Here is a 12,815-nt window from a genome sequence, read left to right as displayed (position 1 = left end):
AAGCTATCTTAGAGGAACTTCCCAAAAATTAATTAGGAGGTGCTTAAGAATGTCAACGTTCAAATCAAGTCAAAAAGGCTATGTCTGGGGGTTATTGTTGGTGTTTGTGTTGTCGGTTGCAATACCGACAGGATTAAGTGGTCCGACTACAGCATTTGCTTCCGAGCAAGCGGATGACTGGGCGGCGATTCAGAGCCTGCTCTCTGGCATTTCACCAACCGTTACTACACCGATTAGCGGCGTGCAAACGAAAAATTACTCGCCGGGTCAGCTTCTAGGTAACGGCAATATCGGTGTGGTGGCTGGAGATACCGTCAGCAGCCAGAAATTTTATTTTGGCAAGAACGATTTCTGGGGGAATGCCATTAAGAATCCGACGGATACGTCCAATTCTCCATCATGGCAGCCGTCTATCTTGTCCGCCGGCGGATTAACGATCAATTCTCCTACTGCAGGCACGAATCCAGCTTCGGTCTATAGCATGAAACAGGATATTCAAAACGCACAAGTCATCACGAACATGCAGTTCGGCAGTACGACCGTAACGATGACCTCATGGACGGCGGATTCGGACGACGTGTTCGTTACCGAGTTATCAAGTCCAGCTGGAAGCAGCGCTGTCACGATAAACGCGGATTTATGGGTGCCGGATAAAATTACGATATCCAACGTCTCACAGGACAATAACAGCACGTATCCCTATTCAAGCGGGATTACGAGCGGAGTACTTTGGGTCTCGCGCGAGAACAATTTGAATGGCGCAACCGACTATAAGTCGCGAATTGCCGTAGCTACCAAGCTGTTGGGCGCCTCCTTCAGCGGTACGACGGACGGCTCAGCGGATGCCAAAGGAACGTTTACTTTGAGTCCCGGGACGACGGTGCAGCTTATTACGACTATCAAAAGCGGAATCGGCATCGGCAGCGCGGCCCCATCTTTAACTACCGTGAAGAATAATGCGATCAATGGCGTGAATGCCTTAACCGCAGCAAATATCACAACGCTGAAAGCCCAACACCAAACCTGGTGGAAGGACTTCTGGATGAAATCCTATGTGAATCTGAATGACAGCGTCATGAATAAGTTTTATTTTGGCGCACTTTATGTATTGGGGGCTTCCAGCAGAGCGAACAGCGTTGCGCCGCCGTCGATTTGGGGCAACTGGATAACCAACGATATACCTAATTGGGGCGGTAGATATTTCTTGAATTACAATGCGGAGGCGCTGTATTATGGAGCTTTTTCCAGCAACCGCTCGGATTCGGTCTTGCCTTACAGCAACGTGATTGTGAAAGAATCGCCATTTCAGCAAAATAAAACGGCATCGGCGGGCTATAAAGGTATTTTGTATCAAAGGAGCCTTGCTCCTTACAATTTAATTACAACTCCGCCATCCATTAATACGCCCGCTTCATCCAAGGATTGGACGAAGCTTCAAGACCAGAAGTCCGACGGCAGTTTCGCGGTGATGCCGCTAATCTGGTATTACGAGTACACTGGGGATAAAACCTATTTGCAAAATACGTTATATCCGCTTGCCAAAAATATTGAAGCGTTCTTTCTCGATTATGTAACGAAAGTGGATCTGGGCGGCGGGAATTATAAATATGATATCCAGCATAGCTCGGCACATGAAGGCGGAGACGATTTGAATCCTGCCATCGACATTGGCTTTATCAAAAGATATTCCCAATTCCTGATTGATGCGAGTCAAACGTTGGGTGTGGACGCTAACCTTGTAGCTAAATGGCAGGACTTACGCGATCATATCGCTTCTTACCCTACCCAGAATTTCACGGTGAACGGGGTGGCGAATACACCGGTTTATGTGTTAATGGAAGTTATGGGACCTAACGATGCTGCTCCTGCATACATCTACGTTGATGGACAGCCGGTTCAATTGGAAGGCTCTGTTTTTCCGGGAGAATCCTACGTCAGCACTGATACGGCTTACAAACAAACCGCTACAAATACACTAAGCTATATGCATCCTTGGACTTTAACGGGATACAGCAACCATAACGGCTTCCCGAAGGTTTGGCCGATTGCGGCAAGGTTAGGCTGGCCTGCGGCGGATTTGTTGAGTAAGTTCAAGGCTTCTCTGACGAACACGACTTCAACCAAGCTGTGGAGAGAAAGCAATGTAACAGCTTTTGAAGGCGGAGGCGGTATCGAGACATCTGGAGCCATTGAGGGTGTGAATTCGATGCTGATGCAAACGGAGAACGGCGTCATCAAACTGTTTCCCGACTGGCCGACGAGCAATGACGCTACCTTTAAACGGCTCCTAGCCAAAGGCGGCTTCGAGGTATCGAGCGCATTATCAGGCGGAGCCATAAGCAGTATTCAAATTAATAATGTGAATAAGCAGCAAATCACTTTGCCTGTCACGATTAAAAATCCGTGGAGCAGCGGTACACCAAGTGTACAACCGCTTGACTCTAGTGGAAATCCCAACGGAAGCGCATTTACGCCGACAGTAAGTGGAGGTAATATTACATTCAGCGCGGATTACAATCAAAAATACCAGATTACCATTGGCACATCTACACCAACACCGACGCCAACAGCAACAGCAACGCCAACTGCGACACCAACGCCAACACCGACTCCTACCCCAACACCAACACCAACACCAACACCAACACCAACACCAACAAATTATGAGGCGGAAGCGGCAACCTTGAGCGGTACGGTAGGGATTGCCAGTTGTTCTTATTGCTCCGCAGGCAATGCGGTCAATAATATTGGAAACGGCACGACGAATTATGTTACCTTTGCCAATGTCAATGTGGCAACGGCAGGGACTTACACGATGAAAATTAATTATTTAACCAACAACACCAAGACCTATTATATAAGCATTAACGGCGGTGCTGGAACAGCTTACCCGTTAACGGGCACCTCTTGGAGCACGACTTACAATTCGACGATCTCCATTCAGCTGAATGCAGGGAATAATACGATTAAATTCTATAATAATACAGGCAGCGCTCCGAATCTGGATAGTATCGTCATTCAGTAGGTATTGCCAGGAACAGAACACTATTCAGTCATAAAGATCGCTTGCTCCATTGGCCTACTCGGCTGAGTGGAGGGCGATCTTTTTTTGCCATTTTGGAAACATTCCGGTCTATTAGAGGTGCTTTACAAATGCCTAATAAAATTTTTGTTGAACATTATTTCTTTTTTGGAACTATTTGAGAGTATCGTCGTACTAGTTTCATAAGTGATTGATTCCCTAGAAAGGAGGTGACCTAGACAATGAGTATTAATCTCGTAAAGGGTCAGAAAATAGACTTAACTAAGGGCACTACTGGCCTTTCTAAACTTGTAGTTGGCCTTGGATGGGATCCAGCGACAGAATTTGGCCAAAAAAAGCAAACGACTCCAGAAATTGATTGTGATTCTTCTGCACTTCTTCTTAATGAACATGGCAAGTTAGTGAAAGACGAGAATGTAGTATGTTTTCATAACCTTGCCAGTGACTGTGGATCTGTCATGCATTCTGGTGATAATTTGACAGGCGATGGACATGGCGACGATGAACAAATTGCAATTGATCTTGCCAGAGTTCCATCAGATGTTCATAAGATTCTTGTAGTTGTGAACATTTATGAAGCTGATGAAAGAGACCAGCATTTTGGCATGATTAAATCGGCTTATATCCGAGTAGTCAACGCTGCCAATAATCAAGAGTTGATTCGCTTTAATTTAACTGACAATTACTCTACTATGACGGCGCTGATTACGGGAGAATTATATCGTAATAATGGCGAGTGGAAATTTAATGCAATTGGCGAAGGAGCTCATGCAGCTCATATTGATTACTTAGCTGAACGTTACCAATAAAAATCGTAGGCGAGTTATATAGGAATTCATGTGAGTGGAAGTTCTCAGCGGTAGGCAGTGGATATAAAGATGGTCTTGGTGGTTTAGCGAAAGATTATGGTTTAGCTTAGTATCAATGTCGGTCAGCCGTATGTACCTAAGAAATTCTCCGAGTTGTGTAAAACTCGGGGAATTTTTTTTGAGGAAAAAGGGTCTTGGTTTCAAACCGTCTAGCATTAATGTTAAAAAATCTTGTGTTTAATTACTTCCGCCTTTTAACAAGGGCAAATACTGTAGCAACCGACAATAACAAAATAGCCAAAGACCATCCTATTGTTGGAGCGAAGGTAGTGATACCTTTTCCAGCAATACTAAACAATATAGATGCGCTAGCAAGAAGACAAAGAAATACAACAATTTTATTCACAATCATCACCTCGGATTGATTTTTTTATTGTACAAGTTCAAACATACGCTTAACATCCAAAAAATTTATTTTTATTTCACCCACTGTTTTTATTTTACCTAATTTATAGGAATTTTGAATGATTTATTTTCCAATTAAGGAATTTATTATAATGGGTTTAGAGTCACCATAACGTTAAAAAGCTAACTTTGGTTGCATTCGACCAATCACTCACAGTTTTAATTAACCCCATTAACTATTAATCATGCTAATCACTGTTAACTGACATCTGAGCTCCTACAGAAAAAAGGGGGAATTGCATGATCGGCCGTCTGAAAACGGGATAAAATCAACTTCCATTATAAAGAATGCAGTTCCTATATGCATAAGACGTATTCGCTTTAGCTGACTTATGATAAGAATATTCCTTTGCTTGTAGGCAATGAAAGGGGAACTACACATGGCAGAATATACAATCGGCATCATCATGAATGGAGTAACTGGCCGGATGGGAACCAATCAACACCTGATCCGTTCAATTATTCCAATCCGCAATCAGGGCGGCGTGAAGCTTGCCAGTGGGGATGTGCTAATGCCTGATCCAATTTTGGTTGGACGGCAAGAGCATAAGCTGCAAGCGCTGGCGAAGACGTACGGCATTTCGCGTTGGAGCACGAACCTTGACGAATGCTTGGCAGATGAGCGTGACCAGATTTATTTTGATTCGCAAATGACGAGCTTCCGTGTAGATAGCATTCGCAAGGCAATTGCGGTAGGCAAGCATATTTATTGTGAAAAGCCTACAGCCCCTACCTTGGAGGAATCCTTGGAGCTGGCACGGCTGGCCAAGGATGCCGGCGTGAAAAACGGCGTTGTGCAGGATAAGCTCTTTCTACCAGGGCTGTTGAAGCTGAAAAGGCTTATCGAAGCCGGATTTTTCGGTCACATTTTATCTGTACGGATGGAGTTTGGCTACTGGGTGTTCGAGGGGGACTGGCAGCCAGGGCAGCGTCCATCATGGAATTACCGGAAGGAGGATGGCGGCGGAATTATCGTGGACATGTTCGCGCACTGGCGCTATGTGATCGATGCGCATTTCGGGTAGCCGAGCAGATCGAAGTCGGATTAACCTGGGTCAACACGTGGTTTCTCCGTGATCCAAGAACGCCTTACGGCGGTGTCAAAGAGAGTGGGATTGGACGGCAGGGCGGCATGTACAGCATCGATTTCTATAGCGACATCTCGACGATTTGCATGAAGTATTAGAGCTGACGGAATGGAGTGAGACGTTTGGAGAAAATAAAGGTGATTCAAATCGGACTTGGCGGCTTTGGAAAGTTTTGGCTAGGTGCCGTCTTGAATGTGGAAGAAGTAGAATTGGTCGCCGTAGTGGATATGGAAGAGAATAATTTAGCGGTGGCGGCCCAGAGGTTAGAAGGGAAAAATATTCCATTATACCAGGACCACAAAAAAGCGCTGCGCGAAGTGAAGGCAGATCTCGTACTGCTCATTACACCGCCACATACGCATAGGGCTTTAACAATTGATGCGGTGGAAGCCGGCATGCATGTGATCATGGAGAAGCCGGTCTCCAGCAGTTACGAAGATGCTGTTGAAATATATAAGTTCGCCCAAACCTGCGGCAAATACGTCATGGTCAATCAAAATTACCGCCGCAGACCCGTCATTCAAGCGCTCAAAGCATGCGTGGATTCGGGTAAAGTGGGCACAATCGAAAACGTCGAATGGCGGTTTTCCTTGGATCACAAGAATATTGAACTTACCGGCTGGCGCCGGGCTTTCGATGACATCATGCTGAAAGAAATGAGCATTCATCATTTTGACTCCGTCCGTTATATTCTCGGGAAAAATCCGATTTCGGTCTATGCAGAAAGCATGAATCCTACTTGGAGTCCAATCAATGGGGAGTCGGTGACCGCAGCTGTGTTTAACTTTGAAGGCGGCGTATTCATGACTTATTTTGGAAGCTGGGTGAATAAGGGGAAGTGCACTTCATGGAACGGTGATATTATTCTTACGGGCAGTCAAGGAGCTATTGAACTGAAGGACGATGTACCTCAGATCGTTTGGTCGGATGGTACACGGGAAATTATTCCGATTCCTGCTTTTGAATGCAATGATTCGGATTACCTGGAATATTCAATCGGAGATATGGTCGATGCGATTCGGGAACGTAGATTGCCTGCCACGCATATTGGAGACAATCTGATCAGCTGGTCGATGGCATGCAGTGCGGCGGATTCGGCGAAAAGCGGCATGAAAATAAAAATAGAGCCACCAAAGGAGATTTAAACATGGAAGCAACGATTAACGTTACCGTCTGGAATGAGTTTAGACACGAATTGAACTATGAGCCAGCGATGAAAATATATCCGCAAGGCATTCATCGCGTCATTGGAGATTATTTGAGCAAACAGCGATTAAACGTTACTACAGCAACCTTGGACGAACCGGAGCACGGGCTGACCGATGAAGTGTTAAACCGCACCGATGTGCTTGTCTGGTGGGGACATATCGCAGGCGATGAAGTACGGGATGATATTGTTGAAAAAATACACGATCGAATCCTTGGTGGGATGGGACTCATCGTACTGCATTCAGCTTCCCAATCGAAAATATTCAAAAAGTTGATGGGCACCTCGTGCAATATCAAATGGCGGGAAGCCAACGAGAAGGAGCGCATCTGGATTCTCCAACCGAACCACCCTATCACCGAAGGACTTGGGGAGTATATCGAGCTGGCGGAGGAGGAGATGTACGGCGAGTTTTTTGATGTCCCGGCACCGGATGAGCTCATTATGGTGAGCTGGTTCCAGGGCGGAGAAATTTTCCGCAGCGGTATGACTTATACGCGTGGCAAAGGGAAGATTTTCGTCTTTAGACCTGGACACGAAACCTCGCCTACGTACCATAATCAGGAAATCCTGAAGGTGATTTCGAATTCCGTCCACTGGGCCGCACCGGTCAAGGGTACGACAGTCCCAGTCTTCGGCAACGTCAAGCCGCTGGAGAAGCTGTAAACGCTGCAAATGAATTGTGATTTTGGTAAAAAGCTTTCCAAGAGCCGTTGCTCTGGAAGGCTTTTTGACCACAATAGAAAGTATAAGTTTTCGGTTCCCGAAAACGTCTTTCTATTCGGCGATAAAACCTACCTCTAAACGCGGTCGCTCATCTTTGAATGGCCTCGCTAGAAATTTTCTCAGAATATAAGAATTTATATGTTTTGGGGTGAGCGAAGCTTACCCGAACAAAGGGTTTAAGCTGATCGCATGTGAAGGGTGCCACGATCTTAAGGTGGTGCCCTTTTCGGTGCAAGGGACGTTTCTGCACGACGTGTGCTTGCGGGGAAACGGAAGAGTAGAGCCGAGTCTTGTCTGAGGACGTATGTCAAGTCAACCATCGGCATGATATTTTGACCATCGACGAAGGTCTAAGAGACATGTTTTTGGGTTGGGGTGAGTGAAGCTAGCCCAGAAATTAAATGTTGGAGATTGACGCCAGTCTCCAGGCTTTGGTTGTAGGCGGCCCCATCACGATGGAGTGGTTCGATGCGGTGCGAAGAGAAGAGAAGAGAAAAGAAGAGAAGAGAAGAGTTGTAATGAGATGAGATGCGATGATACGAGACGAGATGCGATGATACGAGACGAGATGCGATGAGAACAAGGTAGCTGTGAACGTACTTATTTGTTCGACTTGCTGCTGGTTTGGAGGTATAAACAAGCTATTTGGCAGAATGAGATCCTCTTGCTTTGCAATCGCGCGGAGATAAGGGAACGTCAAGCCGCGATTGTAGGAAAATGTGTCATGATAGGGATCCAGAGGGAACTACAGTGCGCTATAATTCCGAAAACCGCCATATTCCACGCCAGAGGGAACTACGATCCGCTATTGCACAATTTCCCGGTTAGAATCAGCAGTTTCCGCTTACATAGCGGATCTCAGTTCCTTTTCATGCTACGTTTACCCCAGTTCCCGCCATTTAGCGGATCATAGTTCCTTTTCACACGACGATCTCTGTCATTGCAAAGCCCAAAGGGAACTAGGATCCGCTAGATTGCTGAAAACCGTTATGAAGATGCTCATCTCTCAGGGCGGTAAAGCCGCTCCTGGCATGCACATGGAAGCCAAGGTGACAAGTGAGGCCGAGTTGGAGTATTACTCCATCTTTTATAGCTTGGATAAGATGTCTGTTGAAAATAGCAATCATGAGTGTAATTCTCATTTCAAGCTTGAGGTTGAAACCATCCCAAAAGTCATTGAAATGTTGACAATGCTTCATCAGAATGCCCATACTCCTGGGGGAATCGGTAAGCTTCGTGAGAAATTACATGAATCTGGTGACACTTGAAGAGTTAGCAGACATAAATGCCATGAATAGCAAACGCTTCTCGTACTACTTTTATAAATATACGGGTTTCCGTCCTATCAACTTTTTTATTCAGTATCGAATGGAGAGAGCTAGTGAGCTGCTTAAAATTGGTGATTTTCCTATTAGTTACATTGCGGTTAGTGTCGGCTACGCGAATCCGCTCTATTTCAGCAGGGCTTCGTTATTATTCATAGCTGAAAGGATGTTAGCAACCAGTGAATACAGAAAGACAATTATGCATCGGGTTTTCTTTATCGGCAACTTGGATGAAAAGGGCACAGCTGGCGGGAACAGGATAGCGGTGTCGAGAAGCTGGCGTCAATCGATTATTATATCCACTTGGCCCAATTGGCAGAGAAGGCCAAGCTCGATTTTCTTTTCCGAGCAGATTATCTTTATATTAGCCCGCAGATGGTGGCCAAGAACGATTACAGACGCAACTAACCGCAAAGTGGTGCTCAAGGAACGTCCGAAACGCGTAGCCGTGCTCCATCCGTTGTATCTGGATTATTTCTTCGGAAAAGCGGAGATAGCGGACTTAGGCGCCGGAAAAGACTTGAATATGGAAGCGATTATTGAGGCAATGCCGGATGTCATTGCGCCCGCATTATTAGCAAAGAGGATAAGGCGGAGCAGTTGATCAAAGAAACTCAAGGAATTATCAATAATACCAAAGATCAGTTGGGTGACTTGAAAAATAAAAGCTTCGCTTTGTTAAGGGTTGACAGCAAATCCAATTTTACCGCTCAGGGGATCAAAAATATCACGTACTATAACGAAACGACGGGCTTTGGGCTAATGAAGCCCGATCGATATCCGGAAGATAGCGTCATCCTTACTCTGGAGGCTTTGTCGGAGATGAATCCTGATTATCTTATCATCCAGCATACGCTTGAGGTGGCTAAGCAAGCCATTCTGGAAAAGGAAGGTTTGGCCGTGTGGAAATCATTGAAAGCCGTAAAGAACAATCATGTCGTCTTGTTTGATAATTCACTCAACACGGGAAGCGTCCTGGCTATCCGCTTGGCTGCCGAGAATCTCTTGAAATTAGCGCAGTAAGCGCTTGGCTTTGACTATTCCGCAATAGTAAAATAGAATAATTTCTAACTAACTCCTAAGTTGTATTTCAACTTAGGAGTTTATGATTATTATTACATGCCATGTAAGAAAATTGTTTAGTACAATTTTTATTGTTTGGCTAAAGGGTGGGAAGAGATTGGAGAACCCCGTTTATATAGGTTTGCCGAAAGGGACTCAATTCGGCCATCCAGTGAGGATGAGTTCGGTGGAATGGCTGCAGCAGGGTGAGGATTGGATGGTTTCTGGAAGCTTATTGCTTGCTGTTTGGCAGGGGACCCTCATTTGCGAGGTTGAAGATAAAGACAAGTTAGTACTTGAGGCAGGAGATGTGCTGCTGTGCGGATCGAAGCTAAGATTGAGATTGCAGCATGCGGATGAGATCCAACATGGACGGAATATCGAAGTGCCGGCGGAAGGTATGCTCCTTGAGCTGGACCTGCGGCTGCCTGGGGGGAAGACGGTGACTCCAAAATGTCAGTATCTGAAGCAGGCGGGATCTGAATTACTATCAGCGGCCAAAAATTTGGCGCGCAATTGGGTCGGGGAGCAGGGAAATCCTTGGGCGCTGCAAACGCAATTTCTGGAGCTGATGAGCCAGTTAAGCGAGGAAGAGCAGAGGCGGGAAAGACAGCAGGAAGGTTGGATGGAGGAGAGTATAATTTACCTGCATACTCATTACGGCGAAGAACTGACTCGTGAGGATATGGCAAGGCGGGCCGGGATTAGTCCGGAGCATTATTCGCGATGCTTCCGGCGTCATACCGGCACTACTTTTTCGGCTTATCTGACTTTGTTGCGGGTGAGGCGTGCCCAGGAACTGCTGCTGTCAGGCCAAACCACGAGTCTGAATGACACAGCCCACCAGGTCGGTTACCGGGAGGGGCTGTATTTGAGCCGCAGATTTAAGCAGGTTATAGGTGTATCCCCATCCGCTTATATCAAGTCTACTCTGCGCCCGGCAGCTCTTAACATCAATCATAGCGCTTCCTTATGGGCGCTTGGCATCCAACCTGAATGGGGAATGTACGCGAGTTGGTTTGCTGCAAGTCAGGGCGCAAAGGCGCATTATTCTCCGGAGCGACTGTTGGACGGTTGGAACAGGAAGGGCCGGGCGGTGCCAAGACCGGATGTGATACTGGATTATGAACTGCCGCATCGATATGAAAAGTTGCTTGAGTTAGCGCCCTTGGTGCAGTTGTCTCCTATGCGAATGAGCTGGCGCGGCCAGTTCAAGTTGATTGCGAATATGGTTGGCCGCCAGCGGCAGGCCGATGAACTGCTGGAGCAGATCGGCGAGGAAGCCGAGCGCTTGCGCGATGGTCTGAAGCGGAGGTATGGCGCACCTGGCAGCGCAATCGTATGGGAGATTGGAGACCACATGGCTTATGGAATCGCGGCGAGTCATGGCCGTGGTGCGCAGTTAGTATATGGCGAACTCGGATATCGGCTGCCTGGGCAGTTCAAGGAACAGAACATTGAACACAAAGGATATGTTGAGGTGGATATCGGAGATCTGGCGAAGCACAAGGCGGATTACATTTTTATTACAGGCTGCCCAAATCAACCGCAGGCGTCAGATCGATTGAAGTTGGTGCTGGCCTCAGAGGAATGGAAGTGCCTAGAGGCTGTACGCGCTGGACGTGTGTTCATGCTGGGGCAGTCAGAGCTGTTTTACGGGTATGATCCAATATCATGCCGTGCGCAGCTGCAGGAGTTGGAACGAATGATGCTTAACGGCGGCATCGTGTCGACTTTGTTGACATCACAAAAATCCATGCCTTCTTATCATGCCAAGGCATAGCCAAAGATTGTCCAGTTGTGTACTGTTAATTGAGAATCAATATCAATTAGGAACGGGGAGAGAACATGACAAACATATTTGGGCAATCGATGGTCCCGATAGAGGTCGAACACAGCACAATAATCGGAAGGAAAACGGAGAGAACTGCCATTGGTCGTGCGATTGGCTGGCTGGCGCCAGCTATACTGATGGTTGCGCTGACGGCATGCAGCAGCGTCGGGAATGGCACAGCGAATAGGAACGGTGCTCAAGGCGCAGAGGGCGCAAGCATTTCCGGGACTGCGAAGACAGCGGCAACCGTTTCCCCCGTCGCAGAGCAGAGGACGGAAGTAAAGACGGTAAAGACAATGAACGGCGATATCAGAATTCCTCTGCAGCCGCAGCGGATCGTCGCCGAGGAATATCTCGGGAGCCTGATTCCGCTTGGCGTTATTCCGGTTGGTGCTCCAAGCTTGATTCTGAAAAATCTTTATTTCAAAGAAGCACTCCAAAAGGTTGCGGATACGGGAGACTACGGGAAAATGAATCTTGAGAAAATCGCTCAGCTTAACCCGGACCTCATCTTGTCCTCCAATAGCGACAACTACGCGCAGCTGAGCAAGATTGCTCCAACCGTTATTGTGCCTTACGGGGAACTGAAAAATGCTCATGAGGAGTTGACCTACTTCGGGCAACTGCTTGGCAAGCAAAAAGAAGCAGCAGCATGGCTAAACGATTATGACAGGCGTATAGCCTTAGCCAAAGCCCGCGTGGACAAAGCTGTGCCGGCGGAGGCAACTTTCTCGATCCTGGAGGTAACGGAAAAGACGATATATACTTATGGAGACAACTTCGGACGAGGCGGCCAGCCTGTGTATCAATCGCTTGGACGCAAGCCTCCTGCGAAGGTTGCCAGCACGATTATGGAAAAGCAATGGGCGGAGCTCAGCCCGGAAATGATGGTGGAATATGCCGGGGATTATTTGGTCATAACCTCCAACAGCAAAACACTTGAAGACTTTCAGAAGGATCCGCTGTGGAATTCACTGCCTGCTTTCAAGAACAACCATGTCTATGTCTGGAAAGAAGAGCACTCTTGGTATTACGATCCCATCGCCGTACTGTCCCAAACGGAAGAATTGGCGAAATGGCTGGCTCCAATTTCATCTAAGTAAAGTAAGTTGCAAGAGATGATCCGTTTACAAGCGACAAATTCTGGTAAGGTAGGGAACTACAAGACGCAATTTAGGCAACCAAAATGAAGGCATCAAATCAAAAATGGAGATATTTTATTATAGTTGTACGCACGATAAAGTGTAGAGGAGGAA

At 46.8% G+C, this 12,815-nt stretch carries 10 protein-coding genes and 3 pseudogenes; all 13 read left to right on the top strand.

The features are described from left to right. Nucleotides 1-49 precede the first annotated feature (49 nt). The gene (locus tag IEY34_RS37235; RefSeq protein WP_189008068.1) at nucleotides 50-3,025 is read left to right on the top strand and encodes a glycosyl hydrolase family 95 catalytic domain-containing protein; all 2,976 of its coding nucleotides are present in this window, start codon (nucleotides 50-52) and stop codon (nucleotides 3,023-3,025) included. 239 nt (nucleotides 3,026-3,264) lie between these two features. Next, nucleotides 3,265-3,852: a TerD family protein gene (locus tag IEY34_RS04205; RefSeq protein WP_189008066.1), complete on the top strand. Its 588-nt coding sequence runs from the start codon at nucleotides 3,265-3,267 to the stop codon at nucleotides 3,850-3,852. Then, the gene (locus IEY34_RS04200) at nucleotides 3,849-3,962 is read left to right on the top strand and encodes a TerD family protein (protein WP_189008734.1); all 114 of its coding nucleotides are present in this window, start codon (nucleotides 3,849-3,851) and stop codon (nucleotides 3,960-3,962) included. The genes IEY34_RS04205 and IEY34_RS04200 overlap by 4 nt, the downstream gene beginning before the upstream one ends. A gap of 735 nt (nucleotides 3,963-4,697) precedes the next feature. Beyond that, nucleotides 4,698-5,339 (top strand): annotated as a pseudogene (locus IEY34_RS04195) (Gfo/Idh/MocA family protein); the annotation flags it as partial. Further along, nucleotides 5,324-5,503: pseudogene (locus tag IEY34_RS04190) on the top strand (aldehyde dehydrogenase family protein); the annotation flags it as partial. The pseudogenes IEY34_RS04195 and IEY34_RS04190, both read left to right, overlap by 16 nt. A gap of 24 nt (nucleotides 5,504-5,527) precedes the next feature. Continuing rightward, nucleotides 5,528-6,550: a Gfo/Idh/MocA family protein gene (locus IEY34_RS04185; RefSeq protein WP_189008061.1), complete on the top strand. Its 1,023-nt coding sequence runs from the start codon at nucleotides 5,528-5,530 to the stop codon at nucleotides 6,548-6,550. 2 nt (nucleotides 6,551-6,552) lie between these two features. Continuing rightward, nucleotides 6,553-7,278, top strand: coding sequence for a ThuA domain-containing protein (locus tag IEY34_RS04180; RefSeq protein ID WP_189008058.1), 726 nt, complete (start codon nucleotides 6,553-6,555; stop codon nucleotides 7,276-7,278). 223 nt (nucleotides 7,279-7,501) lie between these two features. After that, nucleotides 7,502-7,706 (top strand): annotated as a pseudogene (locus tag IEY34_RS38070) (transposase zinc-binding domain-containing protein); the annotation flags it as partial. A 606-nt stretch (nucleotides 7,707-8,312) separates the two neighbouring features. Continuing rightward, nucleotides 8,313-8,606 carry a hypothetical protein gene (locus IEY34_RS36535; protein WP_229757465.1) on the top strand — a complete coding sequence of 98 codons (294 nt, stop codon included), beginning with the start codon at nucleotides 8,313-8,315 and terminating at the stop codon, nucleotides 8,604-8,606. Beyond that, a complete protein-coding gene (locus IEY34_RS36530) occupies nucleotides 8,587-9,267 on the top strand; it encodes an AraC family transcriptional regulator (protein ID WP_229757464.1) in 681 nt (226 codons plus the stop codon). The genes IEY34_RS36535 and IEY34_RS36530 overlap by 20 nt, the downstream gene beginning before the upstream one ends. Further along, on the top strand, nucleotides 9,264-9,686 hold the full coding sequence (locus IEY34_RS36525) for an ABC transporter substrate-binding protein (protein ID WP_229757463.1): 423 nt from the start codon (nucleotides 9,264-9,266) through the stop codon (nucleotides 9,684-9,686). The genes IEY34_RS36530 and IEY34_RS36525 overlap by 4 nt, the downstream gene beginning before the upstream one ends. A 157-nt stretch (nucleotides 9,687-9,843) precedes the next feature. Continuing rightward, a complete protein-coding gene (locus tag IEY34_RS04165; protein ID WP_189008055.1) occupies nucleotides 9,844-11,508 on the top strand; it encodes a helix-turn-helix domain-containing protein in 1,665 nt (554 codons plus the stop codon). Between the two features lie 65 nt (nucleotides 11,509-11,573). Continuing rightward, complete coding sequence (locus IEY34_RS04160) at nucleotides 11,574-12,662, top strand: ABC transporter substrate-binding protein (protein WP_229757462.1); 1,089 nt, start codon at nucleotides 11,574-11,576, stop codon at nucleotides 12,660-12,662. Nucleotides 12,663-12,815 lie beyond the last annotated feature (153 nt).

It is taken from the genome of Paenibacillus marchantiophytorum (assembly GCF_014640555.1).
GTDB classification, from domain to species: domain Bacteria; phylum Bacillota; class Bacilli; order Paenibacillales; family NBRC-103111; genus Paenibacillus_E; species Paenibacillus_E marchantiophytorum.
The sequence above is the reverse complement of the archived record's forward strand: the minus strand, read 5'-3'. Positions and strand labels throughout refer to the sequence as shown.

Bases quoted from the DNA above. Each gene is read 5' to 3' on its own strand.
- IEY34_RS04205 (WP_189008066.1), top strand. From the start codon at position 3,265: ATGAGTATTAATCTCGTAAAGGGTCAGAAAATAGACTTAACTAAGGGC.
- IEY34_RS36530 (WP_229757464.1), top strand. From the start codon at position 8,587: ATGAATCTGGTGACACTTGAAGAGTTAGCAGACATAAATGCCATGAAT.
- IEY34_RS04160 (WP_229757462.1), top strand. From the start codon at position 11,574: ATGACAAACATATTTGGGCAATCGATGGTCCCGATAGAGGTCGAACAC.
- IEY34_RS04180 (WP_189008058.1), top strand. From the start codon at position 6,553: ATGGAAGCAACGATTAACGTTACCGTCTGGAATGAGTTTAGACACGAA.
- IEY34_RS37235 (WP_189008068.1), top strand. From the start codon at position 50: ATGTCAACGTTCAAATCAAGTCAAAAAGGCTATGTCTGGGGGTTATTG.